Genomic DNA, 25044 nt, shown 5'->3' with positions numbered 1-25044 from the left:
GTACGTCTTACGGCCTGCGTCCATAGACAGCAGTGTCTGGTTCTCGCCGTGAAGATGCCAGGTCGCGTCGCTTAGACTTCCCTGATGAAGCGCAACGGGGTTGTCGCTGCAATCGGTGTTGCGCTGGTTTTGTCGCTCGCTGGTTGCACCAACGCCCAAATCCTCGCCAATCCTCGCCCCGTTAGGGCGGAGCCGACATCCCCGTCCTTCTCGGCGACCGACGTCGTATCCACGGATGGCCCGGTGCGGGTCGAGGCCACCGCGGTGTGCGCTGGGGCGATCCAACCCGTGCCGGTCACCGATGACGATCCGGCCGAGCAGCTGGGCGGGGTGACATTGGCGGTCCCCATTGATCGCGGAGCGATGCTGCACGCCCGTGGCGAGGCCGTTCTGAATGATGAGGGCGTGCCGGTCGCGTACCGGGTTGCCGAAGGTGACGTGATGGAGGCGATCGGTGCACGCTTTTGCGTCGGGGAGACCTGGCTGCATTGGGTGAACGCGGTCCGCCGCGCCACCGACACGCTCTATGCGGGAGACACTCTCAACCTCGATGCGCGCGCCATTCTGAGCGTCGGCGACCAGAACGGACACATCAGCAACAACCTCCTGCCGAGCGGCTTCATCATCCCGCCGCAGAGGTAGACGAGCATGGCAAGCACCAGCACGCGGGTACGTGTGGGGTGGATCACCGTGGCGGTCGTCTTGAGCGCACTGCTGCTGTACGGGCTTCGTGTCGGATGGCTTTGGTTCATGGCGACCGAGGGCGATGATGCTCCCCTTGCGTCTTCGATCCCGTTGCCCGCGGGTGCGCACATTCTCAGGCAGGACACGAGCTGCGGAAGTGGCGGATGCGCGCTGCTGCTCGATGTGACGCCGCCGGGTGGGCAGTCCCCCACCGACCTCGCGCGCACCCTCGGCACGACCCCACAGCTCCGGCTGCCCGGCAACCTTCTGGATCCCAGAACGATCTACGTGGTCGGCGAACCAGGTGATCAGATCTTGCGACTTCGCGCAGACTACTTCTCCGGCGACTACGTCCCGTGACAGGGACAGTCCCGAACAGTACGGTGACCGACCGACCCCGCGCACAGGCAGCGTTCGAGGACCTGGGTTCGATAGTGGCGCGCACATAGAATTCGTCTGAGACGTTGACGAAGGAGACCGATGTCAGACGCAGGCTCTCGAGCGACGTGGGTCCTCGTGGACGGTGAGAACATCGACGCCACTTTTGGCACGTCCATCCTCAACAGACGACCGCAGCCCGACGAACGCCCCCGATGGGATCGCCTCGTGGCGTTTGCCGAGAAGGTCTGGGGGCAGCCCGCGCGAGGCGTCTTCTACCTCAACGCCTCGACCGGTATCCCGATGCCGTTCGTGCAAGCACTGAAAGCCATGGACTACGTTGTCGTGCCCCTGTCGGGTGACGCGGACGAGAAAGTCGTTGACATTGCGATCCAACGGACGTTGCGCGCACTGATCACTCGTGCAGCCGATGTGATGCTCGTGAGCCACGACGGCGACTTCATTCAAGACACCTCCAACCTGATCGGACCCGACCGCCGAGTGGGTGTCGTCGCGTTCTCTGAGTTCCGGAATTCCGGCTTTAGCGCCCTCGCCGGTCTCGAGAAGTTCGACCTCGAATACGACGCGCGAGTGTTCGACGCCCCACTCCCCCGCGTGCGGGTCATCCCCATCGACGAGTTCGATCCGAGCACTTTCCTTGACTAGGAGCCATCCGAAGTATTCGTTCGAGGACCGTTTGCGGGCGGCGCGGCCGATGTCGTCGAACTCGGACACATAGAGTGTCGCTACCCCACCCTCCGGCGGCGGCGCCCGATTTCGAGCGGAGCGACATGAGCGCACTCCCCAACGTGCTCCGTGGAGACGTGCGCGAGCGAAGCGAGGAGTACAGAGAAGCTCTTACGAGCCTGGATTCCGACGTGCTCCCCAAAGCCGTACCGGTGTTGGTGCGCATCTATTCGGCGACCAAGGACCTGGTCTATCGCAACACGATTCTGAAGCTGCTCGTCGACTGTGACCGCCCAGAGCTCGAGGAGTTCTTCGCCGCTGCATACTCACGGGAGCGCTATCACCCGATGAAGGTCACGGCATTGCGAGGACTGGCGCAGTTCGCAGACGAGAAGGAGATCGCCGCCCGACTGACGAAGCTGCGAGAGTCGCTTCGCAAGGTAGAGCTGTCCACGCCGCTGAACTTCGCCGAGTACGAGGCGCTCCTGGGGCCGTTCGCGCTTCCCTACCTCGTTGACCGGTATGGCTATGCCTCGCTGGCCGAGACTCTCGCGCAAGTCACCGCACAGTATGACCGGATGCCCGACGTTGCCAAGGGCCTCTGCACGACAACCGAGACTGGTCATTTCATTTTGCTGGTGACGTGCGACGAGTACGACAGGAGGACAGCCGAGGCGATGGCCGAGATCCGCTCCCGGTCAATTCGCTGATGCCGCCTCGAGTGGCGGCCGCCCGCCCGCAAGCCGTCCCGTGTGCGAGCATCACTTGTGGTCTCCTCTCAAACGCTCAGCGAACGCGAGCGTCGCCGCGTCGCAGCGTGGGCGGCGGATTGCGCCGAGCGGGTGCTGCCGTTGTTCGAGGTCGAAGCTCCAGACGACGACCGTCCGCGCGATGCGATCGCTCGAGCGCGCGCCTTTTCCCAAGGCGAGCTGGATACGGCGGGCGAGATTCGGCGACGGTTCGTGGCCGGTCGGGCGGCGTCCTCGGTGACCTCTGCGGCCGCCATTGCTGCCGCTCGCTCGGCTGCGCAGGCGGCGGGCGTTGCCCACATGGGCGCCCACGCTCTCGGGGCGGCCGCGTATGCGGTGAAGGCCGTGAGCCTCAGCCAGCCGGTCGCCGTCAACGCCGAACTGAACTGGCAGCTCCAACAGATGAGCGCCGAGGTTCGTGATGCCCTTCGTCTGCTCCCACCCGTTGGCGAGGACTCCGCAGGACCCCTCGCCGCTGGCGGGCTATTGGCACGTGGAGTCCTCGCCACAACGATCCGAACGCTTCAAAGTCGACTGACCGAAGGCTCAAGTGGCGCCGGGCGCTGACCGACCCTGTGGGCAGCCTCGAGGTCATGCACTTGAAGCGGGACTCGCTCTCAGGGCCGGTCTGCGTGCTCGGCGTCAACGTCCGCGCGCTTGGTTGGCGGCGTTGATCAGGTAGGAGCCGGTGACAGCGAGGGCATACTTCTTCGTGGCAGAAAGAGTCCTCGGGTCACGCACGACTGCCTCTATGTCGCCAACTTCAAGGCCTGACAGGTGGGCGATGTTGCGTGGGGTCAGACGACACTCGCTCGTCAAAGATTCGAAGATCCCCTTGAGCCGTTCATCGTCGTGGACCTGCATGCCCTCGGTCAGTTGCGCCTCGAGAATCGACACCCGCGCGATCTCGTCAACCGAGAGCTGCTGCGGCCGGGAGGAGAGCCCGATCCCCGTGGACGCCGCATCATCAAGAAACGGTCGGAGCCGCCCTGGATCGATTCCGGTAATGGCGCACAGGGCCTCTGTCGACAACCGGCCGTCGGCAATGAGCTGGCGCAGCGACTCCATCGGGTTGTGCGTGGTCGATGCCACGACTCACGCGCTGTTCCGCGTCGCGGCCCGCCGAGCATCGTCCGCCATCGCCCGTCGATGCGATGTCAATGCTGCACGCACAGCGCTATAGATGATCAGCCATGTCATGAGCAGCGCGATGGCGATGATCGCGACGATATAGATGATCGACCCGAACGAGAACATGGCGCTCACCCTACTGGGCGAACGGTCCCGGCGTGAGCGGCAAGGGCCGAACGCGCACCCCGCATCGGTCAAGGGCCGGGCCAAGCCTCTCGACCGCAAAGGAACGGATTACGCGCGAATAGGGACCGGCTTGCGCACGGTCGACGACCGGCCTGGGGCCCGTTTCGACGCCGACTGATGGATGAGTCGCCTTGCTGCCGTGCGTGGGCGTGAGGCAAGTGCGACTGAGCGTCTTGCACCTGCATGTGGGCATGCGACGCGGGCGCAGCTGCGGAGGGCGGTGCACCTAACCCGCGAAGGTCGCGAACGTCCAGTGGTTGCCGTCGGGGTCGGCGATGGTGAACTCGCGCGATGGGTAATCCGTCTGGTCGACGAGCTCGTGCACGATCACTGCACCTAGGGCGCGGGCCCTGGTCATCACCTCGTCGGGATCGGCCGTCACGACGTGAAGCGAACTCGTTCCCGGGCGGCACGGCGTCGCGCGTTCGCCGGTGCTGGAAACCAGTACGCGACCGCCGTCGGGCCAGTCGAGCTGGCAGTGATGGATCTGTCCGTCACGTTCACCCGGAATCAGGAGGTCCTGGGTGAACCCGAGGGCGAGGAGCCAGGCACGAATAGCCGGGGCGTCGTCGCTAACGACGCTCGCCCAGATGCTCTGCTGCCGGATGCCGCTGGAGCGAATAGGCACGCCGCTAGCGTACTCCGCGAACTCCACACCCACCGCGGAGCAGCGCCGGCATCGGCACACTCAACGACCGTCCTGCGTGCAGCCGGCCCAATGCGGAACACTCGCCGCCAGGGGATGCGTGCCCTAATGTGAGCCCGTGCGTCTGCGTCTGCGTCTGCGTCTGCGTCTGCGTCTGCGTCTGCGTCTGCGTCTGCGTCTGCGTCTGCGTCTGCGTCTGCGTCTGACCATCGTCCTCGGCATTCTCGTAACCGGCATGCTTTCCGGTTGCGTCGCGACGGGAGCCGGCGCGCCCGCGGCGGCAGGTGCGCACCCTGCAGCGTCCAGTCCCGCCGCATCGCGGACTCCTGACGACGGCATGGGAGAGGATCCCGCCGCGGTGGCAAAGGCGGAGTCGTGGTTAGCGGGCGCCGTCGTCCCGCCCGAAGCTATGCGGTCCGACGACGTGCCGATCATGCCTGTCGGTTTCGGCACCACGCAGACCGGGTGGCTGTGCAATCCGACGGTCAGACGCACGGGCTACTGGACGCTCACGGGCGCGACCGTCGTCGGCACGCGGAACTGGCTGAGCACCCACCCGACAGCCGACCTGATCACCACCAGCGGCCCGATTCCCGACGACCCGAAGGCCGACCAGGCACGCGTCGGCGACTTCCCGTTCCGCGGATCACTCGACGGAATCGCCTACACCGTCGCCAGGACAACCGACGGCGTCGCCATCCGCGCGGAGATCGGCGTCGTCCCCACAACAGCATCTGTCCGACTCCGCCGGCCGGCGGCACGTTCGGCGGACCTGGCGAAGGCTGACAGCACCCAACCTCCGTCAGGTTCGGGATACCGCGACGCGCAGAGACGCTGCTGACATCGAGCGTTCGCGCGCCGTAATGCGCGCGGTGAGCGACCGGCTATCGGACGTCATGACCTCCGCGGAGGCGCGGATCGCCTCATACACGCTGGGCCCGGTCAGCAAGTGGCCCTCACCATGGCAACCGCACGATCTCGTCATCCGACACGGTTTAAAGGGGCTCCGACTGATGCGCAGCAGTCATCATGGGCGAGTCATCGCGGAGGCGCTCGTCAGCGGAGAGAAGCGACGGCGCCGAAGGCGACCCATGCCGTCGCGGTGACGACGCCCGGGCCCGGTCCGAGTTCCTCGATCGCACGGCGACGGAGCGCCTCCCGGCGGCCGGGATCGAGGCCCGCGACGTAAGCGCCCGCGGGTCCGACCCCGAGCGTGTACGGCAGCCACCACTCGTCCGGGCTCGCGTACGGGACATCGATGGTCAGCTCACCGCCGCGCACTGTGCTCAGGCCGGCCGCGCGAAACGCGCCCTCCAGCTGTCCGGCGCGTGCACCTGCCAGGCCCGACTCGTCCACGGCGGCGCCATCGAGCTCCCGCACGACCCGCCAGAACAGCGAAAGGGGGGCGCGCCCACCGGCGAAGTCCCAGACGGAGGCGGCGACCGTGCCGCCGGGACTCGTCACGCGGACCATCTCGGCCACACCCGCCACAGGATCGGACATGAAATGCACGACGAGCTGCGCGATCGTCAGATCGAACGCCCCGTCCGCGAACGGAATATGCTCGGCCACCGCCTCGACGACCTCGACCCCCGGCAATCGCTGCGTCAGCGCCGCGACGAACGACGGCGAAGGATCGATCGCCGCGACCGCGTCGGCGCCGAGCCGGTCGACGAGCAACGCGGCCACGGCCCCGGTGCCCGCCCCCACGTCCAACGCGTGCCGGACGTTCTGCAGCGGGATCGCCGCGATGAGCCGCGCTGCGAGCGGCTCGGAATACCGCCCCATGAACCGCCCGTACGCGTCCGCCCAGACATCGAAGCTCACAGGCCGACCATAGCGGTGACCGGACCAGAAACGCACTCCCGGCGAGAGACACCCAATCCACAAGGACGGGCGTCCCGCCCAGTCGCGGCGCCCCTCTACCGGCGCGGATGGGGACCGGCCTGCGTGTCGCCGGCCCACGGCGGTACGCGGCGATCACAGACAACTCCGTCGAGTCGAATGCGAGTGAACCGTTCGACGGCGTCATCTCCTTCACACGCCAACGCGTCGAAAGGCGCGCTACGTCGCCCTGATTCACACGAATCGAGCCGAGCAGCATGCCCTTCCCGCGCAACCTCTTCGCCGCACGCCTGAGCCCGGCATCCCCACCCCGCCAAGGGCCCAAGCGGTGATGACGTCCCCCAGCATCTCACCGATCACGCAGCGGAGCCTGACCTGTTTTCCCGGACACCTGAGTTGAGGCGATGATCGTCTCGGAAGGAGTCCGTGATGCCTGCTGCCCGCCCGCCGGAGTTTCGAGGTGCCGAGCCCTGCATCTGGTCGCGCAGGGCAACCTTTGTTGCGCAGACGGCGCGTGATCTCGGCATCAGCGAGTCATGCCTTCGGAACTGGATCGGTCGACGCGTTGCGAAGTGACGATGCAGGACGATTGGTGGAGCGCTGTGCGTTGGCAGCTGCTCTGGTCGTGTTGGCCTGGCACACTCGCAGGTGTGGGGTGGACGGTTGTCGAGGTCGCGGCCGCGCAGACATATCCGCTGCGCCGCGAGCTTTTGCGAGCAGATCGAACCGACCTGCCGGTTCATATGCAGGACGACGACGTATCGGGCGTTTTTCACCTGGCGGTGACCGATGATGCCCGCCGAATCCTGGGAGTGACCACCGTGGTGCCCGCGGCACCCGAGTTTCCTGTCGCGAGTCCCGCGTGGCGACTGCGGCAGATGGCCGTCACCCGAACACATCAGGGCGCGGGGATTGGAACGGCACTGTTTGACGCCTCGTTGAGTCGGGTGCGGTTGCTGGGCGGAGTGACGGTGTGGGCCGAAGCTCGCGATAGCAGCTTCGGCTTCTACCTGGCACGCGGCATGACACCCGTGCCAGGCCGCCACCATGAGGTGGCCGGCGTCGCCTACAGCGACGTCATCCTTACGCTGACCGACCCCTGAAGTCGGCCGTCGTGATCATCGGCGTCGGGCGATGATCAACCCGTCCCATCCCTTCTCACCGACCGTTTTCAGCGCGGTCGCGTCGAGGTCGGGGTGGGAGGCGATCGCGTCCACGACGGCTCGCACTCCCCGCACCCGAGGATCATCGCTGTGCTCGTCGGCCACCGCCCCGTGGCGGACGACGTTGTCGATGACGATCACACTGCCCGGCCGGGTGAGGTTCAACGCGGCCGCGAGGTAGATCCGGTTGCTCTGCTTGTCCGCGTCGATGAAGACCAGATCGAACGGCTCCGCACCCTCATCGATGAGGGCCTGCGCGGAGGTAGCCGCCGGTCCCACCCGCACCTCGACACGTTCATCCACCCCGGCGCGTGCGAGGTTCTCCCGCGCCACCGCAGCGTTCTGCTCCTCCAGCTCCAAGGTCACCACTTGACCGTTATCACCGACCGCCCGGGCAAGCCACAACGTGGAGTACCCGGCGAGGGTGCCGAACTCCAACACCCGACGGGCACCACCGATCCGCGCCAGCAGCCCCAGCAGCGCACCCTGGTTCGGTGCGACCTCCGCCCGCGGCATCGTGGTACGCGACCCCGAACCCCGCGCCGCATCAAGCGCAGCATCCCGATCGATCAGGGCCGCAGTGAAATACTCATCAACCGCCCGCCACCCCGGCGTGGTGGGATAACCATCCATCACAGCCTCCCCACCGACGTCCGTCGTGTCCGTATCACTCATCACCCTTGATCGTCCCACCCCGCGACCACGCCCGCACAACGATCGGCAAGGCGCGGTGAGCGACCCACTTCTGCGCGCGCTCCCCGACGCGTACCGTTTGGTTGTTCTTGCTCGACTGGTGCGAACGTTCGGCCGATTCCTCGCGTGGGTCGCTGACGTGGGCCGAAGTAGAGTTCAAGGCTTAGACGACGCGCACTATTCACTGCGCCTTCATTCTGCATGTGAGGCAGGCATGTCCCAGTCGAAGCAGTTCAGTTCGCCACATGAGGTATCACCCCGACCTCGGGCCCTGCCAGCTTCCTCGGACGGCCCACCGGACTGGCGTACCACGATCCCCGTCGGAATTGGATCCGCCACCGAGGACCGTCGGGCACCCACGTTGATCCTGATGGTCGGGCTGCCCGCGGCTGGGAAGACGACCCGGGCGGTTGAGCTCGCTACGGCGCGAGGCGCGCTTCGGTTGACCCCGGATCAGTGGCTGATACCGCTGATCATGGAACCGATGGCGGAGCGCACGCGCATGGTGCTGGAAGGTCGCCTTATCTCCGTTGCGCTCCAGGCGCTGCGCTTAGGAACCAGCGCCGTCCTTGACTTCGGGCTCTGGAGCCGCGACGAACGATCGGCACTGCGCTGGTTGGCAGGGTCCTGCGGGGCGACGTGCGAGGTGATCTACCTGCCGGTCGACAAGGACACCCAGCTGGCGCGCATCGAACACCGCCAAGAGACGGCTCCGCAGCATACGCTGCCCATCAGCGAAGCCGACGCCGATGAATGGCGGATGCTATTCCAGGTGCCCGACGCCGACGAATTCGAATCCGGTGCAATCCCGCCACCGCCTGAAGGCTGGACAACCTGGGCGGAATGGGCAGCTGATCATTGGCCGACGTGTACTGATGTCTAGCGCGCCGGTAGCCCGATCCTCAGGTCCAGTTCATGGCCGCAGTTCTCTTGCCGAGGCGGCGCGCGCAGGGGCTATGCGGGTGGGACGGCTGCCGTCTGCATGGCGGCGGCGTGGAGAGCATTCAGGCGAAGTCGCGTTCCGCCGGCGAGGTGTCTTTCGTCGTCCACGCCGTCTGACGTGCTCAGCGTGACGAAGCTGTATTGCTCTGTCCACTCCAGCCGCGTGCCCGACGCGGTGGGGATCAGGTCGATCGTGACGACCGAGACCCATCGAGTGGTGAGATCGACGATCGCACGGTACGTGTAGATGATCCGCTCGTTCGGCACGATGTCCACGAACGTGGCGACGTTCGCGAGTTCTTCCCGCTGGGTTCCGGAGACGAACGTATTCGTCATGCGTTCGGTACCGCCGACACGGAAATCGAGTTCGTGGTGTGCCGTCCTGGACTGCCCGGGCGTGCGCATCCATGTCCGACGCAGAGGCAGCTGTGCGAACAACGGCCAGAGCTGGGTTGGCGGCACAGCAAGCTCGAGTGGAATGGTGAATGATCCGGTCAGGCTGGTCACTCGGCCATGCTAGATCTCTGCTCCACCCGAGCGCCGGCCGCCGGCCGCCGACACGGCCTACGCCGAGCGAAACGTTAAGGGACCGCGATCGTGCACCCGTGCCCGGAGAATGAACCCTGGTACGGTCGGGTCGCGACATTCTGCGAGGGGGACCTGATGGGGATCAGTACCGGAACCTTGGTCGCGGTCTTCGCTACTCTGTTCGTTGTCCTAGTGGTGGCATTCCTCATCGTTCGACGCAGGCGGTAGTTCCCGCCCGTCCGCAAGGGACCGGCTTTCGCGCCCGCAATCATCGCGGATGCAGGGGGCGCCAGCCTCGCGTGGCAGCGCCGCTCTTCTCGCCGAGAACCAACGGTCCCTCCTGCCTGCACGGTGGAAGGCTTCGTGTACCTCACCAGTGATCACTTGGTCCGAAGATCGGTACCGGTCGTGTTCAGTTCCACCGTGGCGCTGTACACGGGATTCGGACACTCCCCGCAGATCGGGATCGCCGGACAATCGTTTAGATTCTGGGGCTGGAGAACGACCGGTGAGGTGAGCGTACGGACGAGCTGGGATTGGGAGTAGACCGTCACGACGACGTTTACGGGTCCGTTGGGTGTTTGCCCGGGCTTAGCTGGCTCGAGGGTTCCGTCGCCGGGGCTGTAGCTTGGGGCTCCTGGTACGAGTCCGCGGCTCATGCAGTCGTCATTGACGCATGCGCGATAGCCGTTCTGATTTGAGGCGTGTGTCCAGCCTTCGTCAACGATCTGAACCTGCGGTCCGACGATGAGCACGCCGTTGCCACCAGATCTGCAGATCCCGCTACAGCCACTGAGCAGCACAGTGAACGCGGCCATCCCGAGGATAGCCGCGGCCTTCGTCGCGATCCCAATCCGCACTATCCCCCCATTTCGATCACGCATGGACACGGACACCAGACGGAACCGGTGATCTCAAATTGGTCAGGAGTGCGAACGACCGGCCACGGGTTCACCGTTGACGATGTTCTCGCACATCTGCCCGCAACACGACCGGCTTGCGTCCGCGAGCTTCGGGTTCAGGACAACCGACGCTCGCGGACTTCCGCCGCGTCGGGACCTGGCTTCCGGTCCGATCGAGGACGTCCCGATCGGCGGCGAGGTCATTCGCCTTAGGTAGTTCCTGAAGTTTGCGGGCCTCCTCGATTCCGGTGGGAACGTGAAAGAGGCCATCATCGACGGCCGGGTGACGGTCAACGGCGAGGGCGATCGACGCCGCGGCCGGCAGCTTCCGCACGGAGACATCGTCAGCCTCGATGCACGCAGAGTCCGCGTGTGCGGGTGAGGGTACGGATCCGGCGCGACCGATGTCTGCGGACAGAGCTCGTGCACGACGAGTCCGCCGCGAGGCGACGAATGGTCTTGAGCCCTACTTCCACCGGAAATGCACGAACACCCGGCCGAAGTTCTTTGAGTCCTTTTCGACACGGTGATACTGCGCCTTGATCTCCGGCTGGTCAAGGAAGCGCAGCACCCGCTTCTTCAGCGCTCCCGACCCCTTTCCCGGAATGATCTCTACAAGCGGAGCCCTCTTGGCGACGGCTTCCGCGATGACCGCGAGCAGTGCGCGATCGATGTCGCCACCGCGGTTGTAGATGTCATGAAGGTCGAGCGTCAGCTTCATTCGCTCATCCTCCACCCGCGGAAGACTCCCTCGTCAACCGCCGACCCTCTCGCGACAGCCCACGACCCGTGTCCGCCGGCAGCTCATCTCTGACCTTGCCGTACTCGTTGATGGACCGGCTTCCGCACGGCGCGACGCCGGTCGTGCGCGCGTACGAACTCTCCAAGAGCGGCTACGCGCTCAATGAATCACGCTGCGCTGCTTCCTGAAGCACGGTCAACAATCGGCGAGGGCGAGACAACCAGCAGGTAGATCGACATACCCGCCAGCGCCATCAGGGCAGCCAGCCCAAGGGCCTGGCAGGCCAGTTCCAGTGCTTGTAGATCCGTGGGTACGGTCTTACCTGCGTCCGCGTAGTCGAAGGCCTGTCCCCAAGCGCTCCAGTAGATGATGCCGATCATGAGAATGATCGCTGAGAGTGTTGTCGACACAGTCACAATGGCCCATCGGTGCGTTCTTGCGCCCACAGCGATAACGAATCCTGCCAACAGCAAGAGCCCCAGTGGTGCCATGAAGAACAGCGCCATGCTGCCTGACGCCATCAGGATTAGCAGTCCACCGATCGGGACTAGGATCGCGCGCACAGGTGGCCGCATCGCAGAGTCATGGCGCAAGGGTAGCGAGAGCGCGCGCGTGGGATCGGCAACAAGCAAGGAGTCCCCGGGCACGGCGTCCGCCGATCAGGTGCGACGCGCCGAGTCGCCACCCGGTGCGTCACGAACACGGCGGAGATGCCGAACAGTGACACCGAGGAGGCCTACGAGGAATCCGAGGGCAGCGCCGGCAATCGCCCCCGGGATGCTGAGCTCAATCACCGCATAGCCGACGGTCGGTGGGTATGCGATCAGACCGAGCACCAACCCGGCCGCGGCGCCGACCACCGCCCCGGCAGCCAAACCCCATAGAACCACCCGGCCGATCGCCATGAGTGGAGTATTCACCTCAAACGCCCGCAACGGGACCCGCCTACGAGGGCACTCAGCTCAGTTGACCACCGTCTGAGGCGTGGAGATCCCGGTCGAGTGGAGCTCGGAAGGCGCCTGTCCTCAGCTATGCGGGCCCGGGCCGACGCCGAGAGGGTGCCGTTGCGATCGTCCGATTGCGATGCTCCGCCCTACGGCCTGGACTCAGTTCGCAGGTGTGTGGAGGTTGATGTAGCCAGCGAACGCCAGCATCGGGAGCTCGCTGGTGGTCCATGGATTCGGAGGGCACACTGGAAGTTCGAGTCAAGGACTTACCGGCGGGAGGACCGCGATGGCGAGCGTCAAGCAACGCCCGGACGGACGCTGGCGTGCCCGCTACCGGGACGACTCGAACAGGGAGCACTCGCGCCACTTCCCGACCAAGCGCGAAGGGCAGCGATGGCTCGATGAGGTCACGACGTCCGTCGTCACGGGACGCTACATCGACCCGCATGCCGGCACGATCACTCTCGCCGAATACTACGCCGATTGGTCGACGCGCCAGCTGTGGGCGGCCGGCACGGTCGTGGCGATGGACCTCGCAATGCGCACCTGCAGCTTCCGCGATGTCGAGCTCCGGCGGTTGAGTCGCACGCATGTCGAGGCATGGGTCAAGCAGATGTCGGTCGCGGGACTCGCGCCCGGCACGATCAAGACACGCATGAACAACGTGCGCGGGGTGATCCGCGCCGCGGTGCGGGACCGCCGCTTGCCCGAGGATCCGTCCTCGGGGGTCACCCTCCCCCGCCTCCGCAAGACCGAGGCTTCGATGCGGGTTCCGACGCCGGAGGAGGTCGGTGCGGTGATGCACGCGGCAGAGCCCTGGTTCCGGCCTTTCATCGCCCTGTGCGCATTCGCTGGGCTCCGCTTGGGTGAAGCGGCCGGCCTTCAAGCGAGCGATATCGACTTCCTGCGCCGTCAGATCCGCATCCGCCGGCAGGTACAGCGTGTCGGGGCCGAACGGATTTCCGTGACACCGCCGAAGTATGGCTCGGAACGCACCGTTTACGCGGCGGACCAACTCCTCGCGCTCCTCAGCGAGCATCTCAAGGGAAGCGACGTGTTCGGCGAGGAGCATTGGCTGTTCAACGGCCAGAGTGGGCAGCCTCCGCACCAGAACACGGTCGGATACTGGTGGCGCAAGACGCTCAAGAAAGCTGGCGTCGAACACATTCGCTTGCACGACCTGCGTCACTTCTACGCGTCAGGTCTCATCGCGTCGGGCTGCGACGTCGTTACTGTGCAGCGCGCGTTGGGGCACGCCCGAGCGACGACAACGCTCAACACCTACAGTCACCTCTGGCCCACCGCCGAAGATCGCACGCGGGCCGCCGCGGGTGCCCTCGCACAGAGCGCGCTCGGAAACGCAGCGAGCTTGTCCGGCTTGACCCAGCCGTAGCTGCGCCAGGCCGTGCCGGTGCGCACGCACGGGCCACCGGGAGGACCCTCTCGGTGCACGTTGCGACCGAGCGAGCGTCGCGCCAGGCCGGATATTCTGCGGACTTTTTGCGGACTAGCGAGCAGATATTTGCCAAGAAAAAGCCTCTGATCAGGACTTTTTCTCACCGCTCAGACGTTGAAGCGGAACTCCACGACGTCGCCGTCCTGCATGACGTAGTCCTTGCCCTCCATACGGGCCTTGCCGTGTGCGCGGGCCTCATGCACGGAACCCAAGTCGATCAGATCCTGGAAGTGAATGACCTCGGCCTTGATGAAGCCCTTCTCGAAGTCCGTGTGGATGACGCCCGCGGCCTGCGGCGCCTTCCAGCCCTTGCCGATCGTCCAGGCGCGCGCCTCCTTGGGACCCGCGGTGAGATAGGTCTGCAGCCCCAGCGTGTCGAATCCGATGCGGGCGAGCTGGTCGAGGCCGGATTCGTCCTGCCCCGTCGACGCGAGCAGCTCCGCCGCATCCTCGGGATCGAGGTCGATCAGCTCGGACTCGATCTTCGCGTCGAGGAACACTGCCTGCGCGGGCGCGACGAGCGCTGCGAGCTCCGCCTTGCGGCCGGCATCCGTCAGCACGGCCTCGTCCACGTTGAAGACGAAGATGACGGGCTTCGCACTGAGCAGCCCCAGCTCGCGGATCGGCTCCAGATCGATCCCGGATGCCGACAGCAGCATGCCGCGCTCCAGCGCATCCTTCACCGCCTGCGCGGTCGAGAGCACGACCGGGTCGATCTTCTTGCCGCGGACTTCCTTCTCGTACCGGGCGATCGCCTTCTCCAGCGTCTCGAGGTCGGCGAGCATCAGTTCGGCGTTGATCGTCTCCATGTCGTTCTGCGGGTTCACCGCCCCCTCGACGTGCACGACGTCGTCGTCGGCGAAACCCCGGACGACCTGCGCGATGGCGTCCGCCTCGCGGATGTTCGCGAGGAACTTGTTGCCGAGCCCCTCACCCTCCGAGGCTCCGCGGACGATGCCCGCGATGTCGACGAACGACACGACGGCGGGCACCACGCGCTCGCTGTGGAACACCTCCGCCAGCTGCTGCAGCCTCGCGTCGGGCAGATTCACGACCCCGACATTGGGCTCGATCGTCGCGAACGGGTAGTTCGCCGCGAGCACCTGGTTCTTGGTCAGGGCGTTGAAGAGGGTGGACTTGCCGACGTTGGGCAGTCCTACGATTCCGATGGTGAGAGCCACGGGCATCCAGTCTAGTTGGGGCCTGTCGCACCCTTAGTCGGGCTCTACTCGCCAGCGCATGAGCACGTTGCCGGATTCCTCCCACACCCGCGTTCCGAGGAGCTTCAGCGCGACAGACGGCTTGGCATCGAACAGCGCAACCCCCGATCCCGCGATGAGCGGGAAGGTCACGAGATGCAGCTCGTCGACGAGACCGGCATCCATCAGATCGTTCCAGAGCACCCGACCGAGCAGGATCAGGATGCCCCGTCCCTGCCGTTCCTTCAACGCCGCCACCTCGGCGCGGGCCTCCGCCACGCGAACGATGCGCACGTTCTCATAGGGCGCGAGGTCGTCCTCCGTGATCGTGTCGGAGACGACGATCTTCTCGACGCCGAGAATCAGGTCCGCGAACTCGCGGCGGATGGCGGTCGCCTCCGGGTTCCCCTGCACCGTGGTCCAATAGCCGAGGTTGCCGAGCGTCGAGCGGCGGCCCGACAGCAGCAGGGTGTCCGTCTCGCGCATGAGCTCGGTCGTGTAGAAGTCGAACGAGTCGGCCCCGTGGTAATCGGGGTGCTGATGCTCGAAGAACGAGCCGATGTCGTGCTCGTCGTCCTCGTAACGGCCATCGACGGTGACGAAGTTGCAGACGGTGAGAGTGCGCATCGCGCCACGCTATCGCCCCCCGCCGACGCCGCCCGACGGCACCGCGCAGGGGCATACTGATGGCCGTGGACGACTGCTGCGCGCCGCGGATCCCGAACGGATACGACCGCGAGTTCAATGCCCGCTTCGCGCGCCGGCTCGCCGAGCGGTACCGCAGCGACGGTCTGACGCCGAGCGCTCAGCTGATCCTCCAGTTCGCGTCGTCCGTGGGCCTCGACGGGTCCTCGCTGCTCGAGATCGGCGGCGGGATCGGCGACATCCAGCTCGAGGCGCTCAAGCACGGTGCATCCCACACCACCAACGTCGAGCTCTCGTCCGCCTACGAACCCGAGGCGGCGCGCCTGCTCGACGAGGCCGGGTTGCGCGATCGGGCGACGAGGCTGCTCGGCGTCGACCTGGCGGGTACGCCCGAGGCCGTCGAGCCGGCGGACATCGTCGTGCTCCACCGGGTCGTCTGCTGCTACCCGGATGTCGCACGCCTGCTCGGCGCAGCGGCGGGGCGAGGGAAGCGGGCCGTGGTCTTCAGTTACCCGGCGCCCACCCGGATGACGCGGCTGGGCGTCCGCGCGATCAACGCATGGAGCGCCCTGAACCGCCGTTCCTACCGGATGTTCGCGCATCCGCCCGGCGACATGGTCTCGGTGCTCACGACCCGCGGCTTCGATGCGAGCTACCACGCTGCGAGCGGTCCATGGCGGATCGTCGGCGCGGTGCGCCCCCGCTAAGGCCGCATCGTGCGGAACGCCCTCGTCACATAGGGCAGCTGGATGACGGCATCCTCCGTCGCGCCGATCTGGTCGAACAGAATCCCGAGCTCGTGTTCGATCCGGGCCCGGTCGTCCGGATCGGCGGTGATGAGGTAGCTGCGCGAGCGCGCCATATCGAACAGCGCGTCCCGGGTCATGGGCCGCATCCATGCCCAGCTCTGCCATTCGAGCGCACCGAACGGCGCGCCGACGACCGGTCCGCCCTCGGCGATCATGATCTCGGCATTGCTGCTGTGCATGATGACTGACATCTCGGACACCCAGTCGACGCTGTCGTCGCGGATGTTCCAGATCAGCCCGAGCACTCCACCCGAGCGCAGCACGCGCGCAGCCTCCTCGGATGCGGCCTCGATGTCGACCCAGTGCCACGCCTGTCCGAGCACGACGGCGTCGACGCTCGCATCCGGCAACTGCATGCGCTCCGCCGTCCCGACGAAGGTCGGGATCGCGGGAAGCTCCGCGTGCAGACGTGCGAGCATGTCGGCATCCGGATCGACGGCGACCGTCTGCGCCCCGATCGCCTCGACGACGCGGGTGAGTTTGCCGGTGCCGGCGCCGACGTCCACCGCGCGGATCGAGGCCTCGCCGTCGACGACGGGAGCGAGCATCCATCGCACCGCTTCGATGGGGTAATCCGGCCTTCCGGACTCGTACGTGGATGCGGCGGCCCCGAACGAGCGCGCCATCTCATCGCGTGTGGCCATGTGCCCGAGCGTACGCCGGACGAATGCCGATCGCTTGTTCGCCCGGCGCGCCTCACGGACTGCGCGGCGGCGACGGCGACGCTGGAGACGTGGGACTGGACTTCACCGCGATCGACTTCGAGACGGCGAATTCCAGCAATGCGTCGGCGTGTGCGGTGGGCCTCGCCCGCGTGCGCGACGGCCGCATCGTCGCCCGGGCGGGATGGCTGATCCAGCCGCCGCCGGGCCACGACGCGTTCTTCGAGATCAATGTGGGGATCCACGGCATCCACCCCGAGGACGTGCGGGACGCACCCACGTGGAGCGCGCAGCTCGGCGACCTCGCCGCCTTCGCGGGGGCGGACGTCCTGGTTGCGCACAACGCGGGCTTCGACATGGCCGTGCTGCGCGCCGCGAGCGACGTGACCGGCGACATCTGCCCGCCCTACCGCTACGCCTGCAGCCTGCAGATCGCCCGACGGCTGTACGACCTCGAGTCGTACCGCCTGCCGTCGGTCGCCGCCGCCGCGGGCTTCACCGGCTTCGCGCACCACGACGCCGCGGCCGACGCCCTCGCGTGCGCGCACATCATGATCGACGCGGCGCGGCGCACCGGCACGGACGACATCGCGCACCTCGCGGAGGCGGCAGGCGTGGAGATGCGGCGCATCCCTGCACCGGCCCTGTTCGCGGCGTGATGTCGGAGGTTCCCGGCATCCTTCTGTCATGGACGCATTGACACTCGCCGTGATCGCCGTCGTCGGCATCGCCATCGGCGCGCTGGCCGGCTGGTTCGCCGGGCTCGCGCGCGGCGCGAACCGCGAGAGCGCCGTGCGGGCGGGTCTCGCATCCCGCACGGCGGCGGCGGAGGCTGCCCGGGATGCTGCGCACGCCGAGCTGCAGCGGCAAGTGGCCCTGTACCGCGAGCTCGTCGCGCAGGCCCGCGACGACCAGGCCGCGCGCGAGGAGCGCGAGCGCCGCGAGCAGGCAGTGCTCCGGGCGCTCGCCCCGGTGCGCGAGACGCTGGAGACCATGCAGCTCAAGGTCGACGACCTGGAGCGCGATCGGCAGCACCAGTTCGGGATGGTGGCGGAGCAGCTGCGGCAGACGCGCGTGAGTGGCGAGGCCCTGCGGGCGACGACGGAATCCCTCGCCAGCGCGCTGCGCTCGGGTGCGACACGCGGCGTGTGGGGCGAGACGCAGCTGCGCCGGGTCGTCGAGGCGGCCGGTCTCACGCGGTACGTCGACTTCGACACGCAGACGGCCATCCAGACGGATGCGGGCGCCGGTCGCCCCGACATGGTGATCCGCCTTCCCGGCCAGCGAGCGCTGGCCGTCGACGCGAAGGTGCCGCTCGACGCATATCTCGAGGCGAGCGCGATCCCGATCACGGCCCAGGGCGACGAGGGGGCGCGGCGCACGGCGCTCCTCGGGCGGCACGTGAAGGCCGTCCGCGCCCACATCGACGCTCTCGCCCGCAAGACCTACTGGGCCGGGATCGGCGCGAGCCCGGAGTTCGTCATCTGCTTCATCCCGAGCGAGTCACTGCTCGCCGCGGCGCTCGAGGAGGATCCGGCGCTGCTCGACTATGCATTCGGCAAGCGCGTCGCCCTCGCCTCGCCCGTCAACCTCTGGGCGGTGCTCAAGACCGTCGCATACACGTGGACCCAGCAGGACGTGACCCAGGAGGCGCGGCAGCTGTTCGACCTCGGCACGCAGCTCTACGAGCGGCTGGGCACACTGGCCGGACACGCGGACGACATGCGCCGCGCGATCGAGCGGACCGTCGAGACCTACAACCGCTTCGCGGGGGCGCTCGAGTCGCGCGTGCTCGTGACGGCACGGCGATTCCCGGGCATCGACGAGACGAAGCTCGACGCCCTCGCGGTGCCCGCGACGATCGAGCGCACGCCGCGACGTCTCGTCGCGGACGAGTTCGAGCTCACTGCAGACGTGGGAGAGTTGCGCGACCGGCTCGCCGAGCCGGACTGATGCTGTGTCAGGAGATCAGACGAGACCCTGCGGGATGAAGTTCATGAGCGCGATGACTGCGAGAGTGACGCCCACGAAGGCGCCGACGAGCCACCACGCGCTGACCTGATGGCCCTCGTCGCGCCGGACACGGAACAGGACGTCCGGGCGTCGCGCCGGATCGTGTGCGTTCGCAACGACCGCATGAGCGCCCGTGCGAACGGGAGGTTCACCTGCAGGACCTGCCATGACCGGTCCCCTCTCGTGCTGTGTACGGGACCCGTCAATTGTGCCAGAGAACCGCCCCCGGCACGCGGAGGACGCTCCCGGAGGGGGCCGCGCCGCCTACAGCCACTTGGAGACGAGGTGCTCCGACGAGATCCGGCGCAGCGTGCCGGAGACGCCGCGCAGGACGACGCTCTCGGTGTACAGGTAGTCCCCTTCGCGGCGAACACCCGCCACAAGCGCCCCATCGGTCACACCCGTCGCGACGAACAGCGTGTTGTTTCCCCGGACCATCTCGTCAGCCTCGTACACGTACCCGTCGAGCTTCAGGCCGGCGTCGATGCCGCGCTGCTTCTCCTCGTCGTCGCGCGCCCACAGGCGGCCTTGGATGTGGCCGCCGAGCGCTTTGATCGCACACGTGGTGACGATGCCCTCGGGCGAGCCGCCGATGCCGATGCACATGTCGGTGCGGGCGTTGTGGCGTGCCGCGTTGATGCCGCCGGCGACATCGCCGTCGCTCATGAGCCGCGTGCCCGCACCCGCCTCGCGGATCTCGGCGATGAGCTCCTCGTGGCGAGGGCGGTGCAGCACCGAGACGACGATCTCATCCACCGGCTTGCCGAGCGACTTCGCCAGCAGTCGGATGTTCTCCGCGACGGGGAGGCGGATGTCGACCACGCCGACGCCCGCCGGCCCGGTGACGAGCTTGTCCATGTAGAAGACGCTGGATGCGTCGAGCATCGCGCCGCTGTCGGCCACCGCGATGACCGAGAGGGCGTTGTTGCGGCCGGCGGCGGTCAGCGACGTCCCGTCGATCGGGTCCACCGCGATGTCGCACTGAGGGCCGCGGCCGTTGCCCACGTGCTCGCCGTTGAAGAGCATCGGGGCGTTGTCCTTCTCGCCCTCGCCGATCACGATGGTGCCGTCGAAGTTCACGGTTCCGAGGAACGCCCGCATGGCGTCGACGGCGGCGCCGTCGGCCGCCTCCTTGGCCCCGCGACCGATGAACGGCACGGCGCGGATGGCCGCGGCCTCCGTGGCGCGCACCAGTTCGAGGGCGAGGTTGCGATCGGGGCGGAGCGGGCTCATCTCGGCGGAAAGGCTGACCATGGCGCCATGGTATTCCGGCGCCGTGGCGAAAACCGGCCTTCCCTCCGGCCGCGGGCTCGAAAGAACAGTCGTTCTTGCCGCGCCGTCAGAACCCGCTGTTCCGCGGTCCGCGGCTCGCACCACGACATGGTGGATCTTCCACGCGTCACTAAGCTCAGTGGTGATACCCCCACAACGATCGAGGAGTCGGACATGCCCGTCGCCACCCCCGAACAGTACGCAGAGATGCTCGACCGCGCGAAGGCCGGCGGATTCGCGTACCCCGCCATCAACGCGGCGAGCTCGCAGAGCATCAACGCCATCCTCCAGGGCCTCACTGAGGCCGGCTCGGACGGCATCATCCAGGTGACGACCGGCGGCGCGGACTACTTCGCCGGACACACCGTCAAGGGGCGCGCGACCGGCGCTCTCGCCTTCGCGAAGTTCGCCACCGAGGTCGCCAAGAACTACCCGATCACGATCGCGCTGCACACCGACCACTGCCCGAAGCCGGCCCTCGCCGACTTCGTGCTGCCGCTCATCGAGGCCTCGGAGGAGGAGGTCAAGGCGGGCCGCAACCCGATCTTCCAGTCACACATGTGGGACGGCTCGGCCGTGCCGCTCGACGAGAACGTCGAGATCGCCAAGGAACTCCTCCCCCGCATGAAGAACATCAACTCCATCCTCGAGGTCGAGATCGGCGTCGTGGGCGGCGAGGAGGACGGCGTCGCGCACGAGGGCACCAACGAGGCGCTGTACACGACGACCGCGGACGTGTCGAAGTTCGTCGAGGCGCTCGGTCTCGGCGAGAACGGCCGCTACATCGCCGCCCTGACCTTCGGCAATGTGCACGGCGTCTACAAGCCGGGCAACGTCAAGCTCAAGCCCGAGCTCCTCGGCGAGATCCAAGCCGGCATCGCCGCGCAGTTCGGCACCGGCGCGAAGCCCCTCGACCTGGTCTTCCACGGCGGCAGCGGCTCGAGCGACGAGGAGATCGCGCTCGCCGTCAAGAACGGCGTGGTGAAGATGAACATCGACACCGACACCCAGTACGCGTTCACGCGCTCGGTCGCCGGCTTCATGTTCCAGAACTACGACGGCGTGCTCAAGATCGACGGCGAGGTCGGCAACAAGAAGGCCTACGACCCGCGCGCGTGGGGCAAGATCGCCGAGTCGGCGATGGCGGCCCGCGTCGTCGAGGCCACGAAGCAGCTCGGCTCGGCAGGACAGTCGAAGAGCGCCTGATCCGACAACCTGATGGATGCCTCGGCCCGCGGGCCGAGGCATCCGTCGTCTCCGCGACCTATTGCGGGTCGCGGTAGGCGTCCAGCAGCCCCGGGGCGCCGTCCGGAGCGGGGACGACGATGATCTCGTCGCCGGCCTGGATACGGCCGGTCCGCACCACCCGCAGGTAGGGGCCGAGACGCCGTGCGCTCGAGAAGCGCGTGACCCACCCCCGCTCGTCGTCGCCGCCGACCCACCGCGCGAACGTCTGGCAGGGCGTGCGGGGCATCGTGACCTCGACCTCGACCCTGTCGCCGATGCGCCAGCGGTCGCCGATGCGAGACGCGTTGACGTCCAAGCCCCGCACCCGGAGGTTCTCGCCGAACCAGCCGGGCGGAAGCTCACGCCCGAGTTCGCCGGCCCAGTGGTCGGCATCCTCGTCGGCGTAGGCGTAGAGCGCCTTGTCGAGGCCGCCGTGGTTCTTGCGATCGGCCTGCACGTCCGCATGCGCTCCATAGGCGCCGACCCGCACCGGCCCGTCGACAGGGACCTTGTCGATCGCGGTCACCCCGACAGACCCCGCATCCGCGCGGAGCTGGCGGACGACACAGACGGCGACCAGATGAGGCATCCCGTCAGCCTATCGACGGGCGTCAGGGCGAGTAGGTCATGAGCACCTTGCCGGACGCGTCCAGGATCTGGATGGCGCGGATGGATGCCGTGTCCAGCGCGGTTCCCGCGCTCAGATGCGCGTCCTTCCCGGCGAGCACCTTCCATGTCGACAGCTGGGTCGTGGAGCCGTCGGTGCCGACCACCGCCAGGGCGTACACGTGGTCGCCGCCGCCGGTGCTGTAGGTCGGGGCGTATCTGCAGGAGAGGTCGATCTTGGTCCCCCACGCCACACCCTGCAGGCGCACGGACGCCGTGAGCGGAGCCGTCGTCAACGGCTGCATCGCCTCCGCCGGCGGCAGCGAGGGCAAGGCAGTCGCGGTCGGGATGGCCTCCGGCGTCCGCGGGTCGATGGCCTCGCCGAGCGTCAGCGGAAGCGCGACGGCCGCGATGACGACCACCGCGGCGGCAAGGGCGAGCCCGAGCCGCAGGGTCCGTCGCCGTCTCTGCGCAGCGCGTGCCCGCTCGATGAGTGCGCTTCGTGCGGCCCACTCGACCTCCCCCGCGGATGAAGCGGTCCCGGTGTCCTCGGCGAGCGCGTCCGCCCGCACCCGCGAGAGCAGGCCCGCCGTCGGCGCGAGCTGCGACACGGCGGCACGGCATTCCGCGCAGGTCTCCAGATGCCCCTCGAACGCCGCACGGTCGGCAGGCGAGAGCGCTCCGATCAGGTAGGCGGCATCCCATTCCGCGAAGCGATCCATCATCTCGTCACCCCCCTCTCCTGCAGGGCCAGGCGCAGCGCGCGCAGTCCGTAGTGCAATCTCGACTTGACCGTTCCCTCGGGGATGTCGAGCTCCGCCGCCGTCTGTGCGACGCTTCTTCCCAGGTAGTACGCGTGGAGGATGACCGCGCGATGATCCGGGGTGAGCGTCGCGAGGGCGTCGCGGATCAGGATGCCATCGAGCAGCAGGTCCGCGGCATCCACCCCCGCGTGCTCGGGGGGATCCGCGACGGCGAACTCGTGCCGCCGGCGCGCGCTGCGCGCCTCGTCGATGACGATGCGCCGTGCGACCGTCAGCATCCATCCGCGCAGCGACTCGGGTTCCTCGGCGAGGATCCGCGGAGTGCGCCACGCGCGCAGCAGCGTCTCCTGCACGACGTCGTCGGCTGCTGCCGAGTCACCCGTGAGCGCGATGACGTAGCGCCGCAACGGCGCCGCATGTGCGTCGAAGAGCGCCGTCAGCCGAGCTTCGTCGGTGTTTCGCACGGGTCCTCCTCGCTGTCATCACGATAACGAGGGGCCCATGGTTCAACAGCGCCCGGTCAGCGCGTCGTCTGCTGATCGAACCAGTGGATGACGGCGGGGTCGGCCACCAGCGGGATGGTGAGGCAGACCGTGAGCAGGATCCAGCTGATGGTCGCGCCGACGAGGGGGATCCACCATGCGCGCCGCCCGCGCGCCAGCGCACGCCAGGAGAACAGCGCGGTCGCGACCCAGCCGATCGCGAACACGATCACACCGGCGGTGGCCCACGCCTGCGACTGCGGGGTCGGCGTGAACGACCCGGCGATGCCCATGGTCTTCATCCACGCGTCGGCGAACACGGTGAAGTCCGAGAGCTCGACGACGGTGCTCACGACGACGAATGCGCCGTAGGCGAGCAGGGCGACCGTGACGATGCGGTCGATCAGGTGGCCGCGCGCAGGCGGGGCGACGGGCTCCGCAGCGGCGGGTTGCGATGGCGCGGGCTCGTATGCGGGCAGTGGGTGCTGGATCCGTGCCCGCTGCTCCTCTGGCGTCGCGTATTCCCCGTACGCGGGGCTCGGACGGTCGTCGGGGGTGCTCATGCGCCGGCTCCTCCGCCCGCCGTGCGGCCGCCCAGCGCGCGCTCGTCGCGTCGGCCGGCGGTGTCGTGCCGCAGCTCCTTCGGGAGGGAGAACATGAGATCCTCCTCGGCGGTGCGGACCTCTTCGACATCGCGGTATCCGGCACCGGCGAGCTCCTCGAGCACCTGCTGCACGAGGACCTCGGGAACGGATGCGCCGCTCGTCACGCCGACCGTCTCCACGCCGTCGAGCCAGTCCTGCTGCACCTCGTCGGCGTAGTCGACCCGGTAGGCGGCCTTGGCGCCGTACTCGAGCGCGACCTCGACGAGGCGCACACTGTTGGACGAGTTCGCGGAGCCGACGACGATCACGAGGTCGGCATCCTTCGCCACCTTCTTGATCGCGACCTGCCGGTTCTGCGTCGCGTAGCAGATGTCGTCCGAGGGCGGATCGTGCAGCTCGGGGAACCGGTCGCGCAGACGCCGCACGGTCTCCATCGTCTCGTCGACCGAGAGGGTGGTCTGCGAGAGCCACACGATCTTCGAGGGGTCCTTCACCGCGACGGTGTCGGCCTCGTCGGGCGAATTGACGATCGTCACGTGGTCCGGCGCCTCGCCTGCGGTGCCCTCGACCTCCTCGTGACCGAGATGGCCGATGAGGAGGATCTCGTAGTCGTCGCGCGCGAAGCGCACCGCCTCGCGGTGCACCTTGGTCACGAGCGGGCACGTCGCGTCGATCGCCTGCAGGCCCCGGTTCGCGGCCGCACTGACGACCGCCGGCGACACGCCGTGAGCGCTGAACACGACGTGCGCGCCCTCGGGCACCTCGTCGACCTCGTCCACGAAGATCGCGCCCTGGGCCTCGAGTTCCGTGACGACGTGGATGTTGTGCACGATCTGCTTGCGCACGTAGACGGGCGCGCCGAAGCGCTCCAGGGCCTTCTCGACGGCGATGACCGCGCGGTCGACACCCGCGCAGTACCCCCGTGGAGAGGCCAGCAGAACGCGTTTGCGTCCGTCCACAGGGATATCCTGAAGGCGCCCTCGGCGCCCCGGGATGCGGGGCACGGGCAGCTTCACAGCAGGGGTGCTCACCCCTTGATTCTATGGTCGGCCGCTCGGGCGCAGCCGAGAGGACGCACAGA

Annotated in this window: 33 protein-coding genes; 14 read left to right on the top strand and 19 right to left on the bottom strand. The window is 67.5% G+C overall.

The annotated features are described in order from the left end of the window. Positions 1-84 precede the first annotated feature (84 nt). From AC0NZN_RS05425 to AC0NZN_RS05405, 5 genes are all read left to right on the top strand, one after another. Positions 85-642 carry a hypothetical protein gene (locus AC0NZN_RS05425; RefSeq protein WP_474591237.1) on the top strand — a complete coding sequence of 186 codons (558 nt, stop codon included), beginning with the start codon at positions 85-87 and terminating at the stop codon, positions 640-642. A 60-nt stretch (positions 643-702) separates the two neighbouring features. After that, complete coding sequence (locus AC0NZN_RS05420) at positions 703-1044, top strand: hypothetical protein (protein WP_474591236.1); 342 nt, start codon at positions 703-705, stop codon at positions 1042-1044. Positions 1045-1164: 120 nt separating this feature from the next. Next, on the top strand, positions 1165-1728 hold the full coding sequence (locus tag AC0NZN_RS05415) for an NYN domain-containing protein (RefSeq protein WP_474591235.1): 564 nt from the start codon (positions 1165-1167) through the stop codon (positions 1726-1728). Positions 1729-1853: 125 nt separating this feature from the next. Beyond that, on the top strand, positions 1854-2459 hold the full coding sequence (locus AC0NZN_RS05410; RefSeq protein ID WP_474591234.1) for a hypothetical protein: 606 nt from the start codon (positions 1854-1856) through the stop codon (positions 2457-2459). 57 nt (positions 2460-2516) lie between these two features. After that, positions 2517-3065 carry a putative immunity protein gene (locus tag AC0NZN_RS05405; RefSeq protein ID WP_474591233.1) on the top strand — a complete coding sequence of 183 codons (549 nt, stop codon included), beginning with the start codon at positions 2517-2519 and terminating at the stop codon, positions 3063-3065. A gap of 75 nt (positions 3066-3140) precedes the next feature. Here AC0NZN_RS05405 and AC0NZN_RS05400 read toward each other — a convergent pair whose 3' ends face one another. From AC0NZN_RS05400 to AC0NZN_RS05390, 3 genes are all read right to left on the bottom strand, one after another. After that, the gene (locus AC0NZN_RS05400; protein WP_474591232.1) at positions 3141-3590 is read right to left on the bottom strand and encodes an HTH domain-containing protein; all 450 of its coding nucleotides are present in this window, start codon (positions 3588-3590) and stop codon (positions 3141-3143) included. A gap of 3 nt (positions 3591-3593) precedes the next feature. Next, a complete protein-coding gene (locus AC0NZN_RS05395; protein WP_474591231.1) occupies positions 3594-3755 on the bottom strand; it encodes a hypothetical protein in 162 nt (53 codons plus the stop codon). Between the two features lie 286 nt (positions 3756-4041). Continuing rightward, positions 4042-4443, bottom strand: coding sequence for a VOC family protein (locus tag AC0NZN_RS05390; RefSeq protein WP_474591230.1), 402 nt, complete (start codon positions 4441-4443; stop codon positions 4042-4044). A gap of 136 nt (positions 4444-4579) precedes the next feature. Between AC0NZN_RS05390 and AC0NZN_RS05385 the strand changes: the two genes are divergently transcribed. After that, complete coding sequence (locus tag AC0NZN_RS05385) at positions 4580-5302, top strand: hypothetical protein (protein WP_474591229.1); 723 nt, start codon at positions 4580-4582, stop codon at positions 5300-5302. Between the two features lie 215 nt (positions 5303-5517). On the opposite strand, the gene AC0NZN_RS05380 is transcribed toward AC0NZN_RS05385, so the two are convergent. Continuing rightward, a complete protein-coding gene (locus tag AC0NZN_RS05380) occupies positions 5518-6288 on the bottom strand; it encodes a class I SAM-dependent methyltransferase (protein ID WP_474591228.1) in 771 nt (256 codons plus the stop codon). 668 nt (positions 6289-6956) lie between these two features. Between AC0NZN_RS05380 and AC0NZN_RS05375 the strand changes: the two genes are divergently transcribed. Next, positions 6957-7409: a GNAT family N-acetyltransferase gene (locus AC0NZN_RS05375; RefSeq protein ID WP_474591227.1), complete on the top strand. Its 453-nt coding sequence runs from the start codon at positions 6957-6959 to the stop codon at positions 7407-7409. 15 nt (positions 7410-7424) lie between these two features. On the opposite strand, the gene AC0NZN_RS05370 is transcribed toward AC0NZN_RS05375, so the two are convergent. Next, positions 7425-8102 (bottom strand): O-methyltransferase, encoded by a 678-nt coding sequence (locus tag AC0NZN_RS05370; RefSeq protein WP_474591226.1) that lies wholly within the window; start codon positions 8100-8102, stop codon positions 7425-7427. 274 nt (positions 8103-8376) lie between these two features. Between AC0NZN_RS05370 and AC0NZN_RS05365 the strand changes: the two genes are divergently transcribed. Further along, the gene (locus AC0NZN_RS05365) at positions 8377-9045 is read left to right on the top strand and encodes a P-loop nucleotide/nucleoside kinase family protein (RefSeq protein WP_474591225.1); all 669 of its coding nucleotides are present in this window, start codon (positions 8377-8379) and stop codon (positions 9043-9045) included. Between the two features lie 71 nt (positions 9046-9116). Here the strand turns inward: AC0NZN_RS05365 and AC0NZN_RS05360 are convergent, their stop codons facing one another. Then, positions 9117-9611 carry an SRPBCC domain-containing protein gene (locus AC0NZN_RS05360; protein WP_474591224.1) on the bottom strand — a complete coding sequence of 165 codons (495 nt, stop codon included), beginning with the start codon at positions 9609-9611 and terminating at the stop codon, positions 9117-9119. A 1143-nt stretch (positions 9612-10754) separates the two neighbouring features. Between AC0NZN_RS05360 and AC0NZN_RS05355 the strand changes: the two genes are divergently transcribed. Continuing rightward, positions 10755-10916: an RNA-binding S4 domain-containing protein gene (locus tag AC0NZN_RS05355; protein WP_474591275.1), complete on the top strand. Its 162-nt coding sequence runs from the start codon at positions 10755-10757 to the stop codon at positions 10914-10916. Between the two features lie 84 nt (positions 10917-11000). On the opposite strand, the gene AC0NZN_RS05350 is transcribed toward AC0NZN_RS05355, so the two are convergent. The 3 genes from AC0NZN_RS05350 to AC0NZN_RS05340 form a co-directional block, all read right to left on the bottom strand. Beyond that, on the bottom strand, positions 11001-11255 hold the full coding sequence (locus tag AC0NZN_RS05350; RefSeq protein ID WP_474591223.1) for a Smr/MutS family protein: 255 nt from the start codon (positions 11253-11255) through the stop codon (positions 11001-11003). Positions 11256-11443: 188 nt separating this feature from the next. Then, positions 11444-11782 (bottom strand): hypothetical protein, encoded by a 339-nt coding sequence (locus AC0NZN_RS05345; RefSeq protein WP_474591222.1) that lies wholly within the window; start codon positions 11780-11782, stop codon positions 11444-11446. A gap of 153 nt (positions 11783-11935) precedes the next feature. After that, positions 11936-12181, bottom strand: a complete 246-nt coding sequence (locus AC0NZN_RS05340) for a hypothetical protein (RefSeq protein WP_474591221.1) — start codon at positions 12179-12181, stop codon at positions 11936-11938. A gap of 328 nt (positions 12182-12509) precedes the next feature. On the opposite strand from AC0NZN_RS05340, the gene AC0NZN_RS05335 reads away from it, so the two are divergent. Further along, entirely contained in the window at positions 12510-13616 is a 1107-nt protein-coding gene (locus AC0NZN_RS05335; RefSeq protein ID WP_474591220.1) for a tyrosine-type recombinase/integrase, read from the top strand. A gap of 170 nt (positions 13617-13786) precedes the next feature. Here the strand turns inward: AC0NZN_RS05335 and ychF are convergent, their stop codons facing one another. After that, entirely contained in the window at positions 13787-14860 is a 1074-nt protein-coding gene (gene ychF / locus AC0NZN_RS05330) for a redox-regulated ATPase YchF (RefSeq protein ID WP_474591219.1), read from the bottom strand. 33 nt (positions 14861-14893) lie between these two features. Beyond that, positions 14894-15505 (bottom strand): dihydrofolate reductase family protein, encoded by a 612-nt coding sequence (locus tag AC0NZN_RS05325; protein WP_474591218.1) that lies wholly within the window; start codon positions 15503-15505, stop codon positions 14894-14896. A gap of 59 nt (positions 15506-15564) precedes the next feature. Between AC0NZN_RS05325 and AC0NZN_RS05320 the strand changes: the two genes are divergently transcribed. Further along, entirely contained in the window at positions 15565-16230 is a 666-nt protein-coding gene (locus tag AC0NZN_RS05320) for a class I SAM-dependent methyltransferase (protein ID WP_474591217.1), read from the top strand. On the opposite strand, the gene AC0NZN_RS05315 is transcribed toward AC0NZN_RS05320, so the two are convergent. Beyond that, positions 16227-16976, bottom strand: a complete 750-nt coding sequence (locus tag AC0NZN_RS05315) for a class I SAM-dependent methyltransferase (protein ID WP_474591216.1) — start codon at positions 16974-16976, stop codon at positions 16227-16229. The two genes, AC0NZN_RS05320 and AC0NZN_RS05315, sit on opposite strands and share 4 nt — an antisense overlap. Positions 16977-17065: 89 nt before the next feature. On the opposite strand from AC0NZN_RS05315, the gene AC0NZN_RS05310 reads away from it, so the two are divergent. Then, positions 17066-17653, top strand: a complete 588-nt coding sequence (locus AC0NZN_RS05310; RefSeq protein WP_474591215.1) for an exonuclease domain-containing protein — start codon at positions 17066-17068, stop codon at positions 17651-17653. A gap of 28 nt (positions 17654-17681) precedes the next feature. Continuing rightward, on the top strand, positions 17682-18947 hold the full coding sequence (locus tag AC0NZN_RS05305) for a DNA recombination protein RmuC (protein WP_474591214.1): 1266 nt from the start codon (positions 17682-17684) through the stop codon (positions 18945-18947). A 15-nt stretch (positions 18948-18962) separates the two neighbouring features. Here AC0NZN_RS05305 and AC0NZN_RS05300 read toward each other — a convergent pair whose 3' ends face one another. Together AC0NZN_RS05300 and glpX are read right to left on the bottom strand one after the other, a co-directional pair. Beyond that, entirely contained in the window at positions 18963-19175 is a 213-nt protein-coding gene (locus AC0NZN_RS05300) for a UDP-N-acetylmuramyl pentapeptide phosphotransferase (RefSeq protein WP_474591213.1), read from the bottom strand. 96 nt (positions 19176-19271) lie between these two features. Continuing rightward, positions 19272-20261, bottom strand: coding sequence for a class II fructose-bisphosphatase (gene glpX / locus AC0NZN_RS05295; RefSeq protein ID WP_474591212.1), 990 nt, complete (start codon positions 20259-20261; stop codon positions 19272-19274). Between the two features lie 192 nt (positions 20262-20453). Between glpX and fbaA the strand changes: the two genes are divergently transcribed. Continuing rightward, positions 20454-21485: a class II fructose-bisphosphate aldolase gene (fbaA, locus tag AC0NZN_RS05290; protein ID WP_474591211.1), complete on the top strand. Its 1032-nt coding sequence runs from the start codon at positions 20454-20456 to the stop codon at positions 21483-21485. Positions 21486-21543: 58 nt separating this feature from the next. Here fbaA and AC0NZN_RS05285 read toward each other — a convergent pair whose 3' ends face one another. Genes AC0NZN_RS05285 through AC0NZN_RS05265 form a run of 5 tightly spaced genes read right to left on the bottom strand, consistent with a single transcriptional unit; the run spans position 21544 to position 24967 of the window. Beyond that, a complete protein-coding gene (locus AC0NZN_RS05285; protein WP_474591210.1) occupies positions 21544-22095 on the bottom strand; it encodes an MOSC domain-containing protein in 552 nt (183 codons plus the stop codon). Between the two features lie 22 nt (positions 22096-22117). Continuing rightward, positions 22118-22837, bottom strand: coding sequence for a zf-HC2 domain-containing protein (locus AC0NZN_RS05280; RefSeq protein ID WP_474591209.1), 720 nt, complete (start codon positions 22835-22837; stop codon positions 22118-22120). After that, entirely contained in the window at positions 22834-23340 is a 507-nt protein-coding gene (locus tag AC0NZN_RS05275) for a sigma-70 family RNA polymerase sigma factor (protein WP_474591208.1), read from the bottom strand. Before AC0NZN_RS05275 ends, AC0NZN_RS05280 begins: the two co-directional genes overlap by 4 nt. Positions 23341-23396: 56 nt before the next feature. Beyond that, on the bottom strand, positions 23397-23921 hold the full coding sequence (locus AC0NZN_RS05270) for a DUF6264 family protein (protein WP_474591207.1): 525 nt from the start codon (positions 23919-23921) through the stop codon (positions 23397-23399). Then, positions 23918-24967: a 4-hydroxy-3-methylbut-2-enyl diphosphate reductase gene (locus AC0NZN_RS05265; protein WP_474591274.1), complete on the bottom strand. Its 1050-nt coding sequence runs from the start codon at positions 24965-24967 to the stop codon at positions 23918-23920. Before AC0NZN_RS05265 ends, AC0NZN_RS05270 begins: the two co-directional genes overlap by 4 nt. Positions 24968-25044 lie beyond the last annotated feature (77 nt).

It is taken from the genome of Microbacterium sp. sgz311019 (genome assembly GCF_056135325.1).
The sequence above is the reverse complement of the archived record's forward strand: the minus strand, read 5'-3'. Positions and strand labels throughout refer to the sequence as shown.

Bases quoted from the DNA above. Each gene is read 5' to 3' on its own strand.
- AC0NZN_RS05425 (WP_474591237.1), top strand. From the start codon at position 85: ATGAAGCGCAACGGGGTTGTCGCTGCAATCGGTGTTGCGCTGGTTTTG.
- AC0NZN_RS05415 (WP_474591235.1), top strand. From the start codon at position 1,165: ATGTCAGACGCAGGCTCTCGAGCGACGTGGGTCCTCGTGGACGGTGAG.
- AC0NZN_RS05410 (WP_474591234.1), top strand. From the start codon at position 1,854: ATGAGCGCACTCCCCAACGTGCTCCGTGGAGACGTGCGCGAGCGAAGC.
- AC0NZN_RS05395 (WP_474591231.1), bottom strand. From the start codon at position 3,755: ATGTTCTCGTTCGGGTCGATCATCTATATCGTCGCGATCATCGCCATC.
- AC0NZN_RS05370 (WP_474591226.1), bottom strand. From the start codon at position 8,102: ATGGATGGTTATCCCACCACGCCGGGGTGGCGGGCGGTTGATGAGTAT.
- AC0NZN_RS05365 (WP_474591225.1), top strand. From the start codon at position 8,377: ATGTCCCAGTCGAAGCAGTTCAGTTCGCCACATGAGGTATCACCCCGA.
- AC0NZN_RS05350 (WP_474591223.1), bottom strand. From the start codon at position 11,255: ATGAAGCTGACGCTCGACCTTCATGACATCTACAACCGCGGTGGCGAC.
- AC0NZN_RS05345 (WP_474591222.1), bottom strand. From the start codon at position 11,782: ATGGCGCTGTTCTTCATGGCACCACTGGGGCTCTTGCTGTTGGCAGGA.
- AC0NZN_RS05340 (WP_474591221.1), bottom strand. From the start codon at position 12,181: ATGGCGATCGGCCGGGTGGTTCTATGGGGTTTGGCTGCCGGGGCGGTG.
- AC0NZN_RS05335 (WP_474591220.1), top strand. From the start codon at position 12,510: ATGGCGAGCGTCAAGCAACGCCCGGACGGACGCTGGCGTGCCCGCTAC.
- AC0NZN_RS05325 (WP_474591218.1), bottom strand. From the start codon at position 15,505: ATGCGCACTCTCACCGTCTGCAACTTCGTCACCGTCGATGGCCGTTAC.
- AC0NZN_RS05320 (WP_474591217.1), top strand. From the start codon at position 15,565: ATGGCCGTGGACGACTGCTGCGCGCCGCGGATCCCGAACGGATACGAC.
- AC0NZN_RS05315 (WP_474591216.1), bottom strand. From the start codon at position 16,976: ATGGCCACACGCGATGAGATGGCGCGCTCGTTCGGGGCCGCCGCATCC.
- AC0NZN_RS05305 (WP_474591214.1), top strand. From the start codon at position 17,682: ATGGACGCATTGACACTCGCCGTGATCGCCGTCGTCGGCATCGCCATC.
- AC0NZN_RS05300 (WP_474591213.1), bottom strand. From the start codon at position 19,175: ATGGCAGGTCCTGCAGGTGAACCTCCCGTTCGCACGGGCGCTCATGCG.
- glpX (WP_474591212.1), bottom strand. From the start codon at position 20,261: ATGGTCAGCCTTTCCGCCGAGATGAGCCCGCTCCGCCCCGATCGCAAC.
- fbaA (WP_474591211.1), top strand. From the start codon at position 20,454: ATGCCCGTCGCCACCCCCGAACAGTACGCAGAGATGCTCGACCGCGCG.
- AC0NZN_RS05285 (WP_474591210.1), bottom strand. From the start codon at position 22,095: ATGCCTCATCTGGTCGCCGTCTGTGTCGTCCGCCAGCTCCGCGCGGAT.
- AC0NZN_RS05280 (WP_474591209.1), bottom strand. From the start codon at position 22,837: ATGATGGATCGCTTCGCGGAATGGGATGCCGCCTACCTGATCGGAGCG.
- AC0NZN_RS05270 (WP_474591207.1), bottom strand. From the start codon at position 23,921: ATGAGCACCCCCGACGACCGTCCGAGCCCCGCGTACGGGGAATACGCG.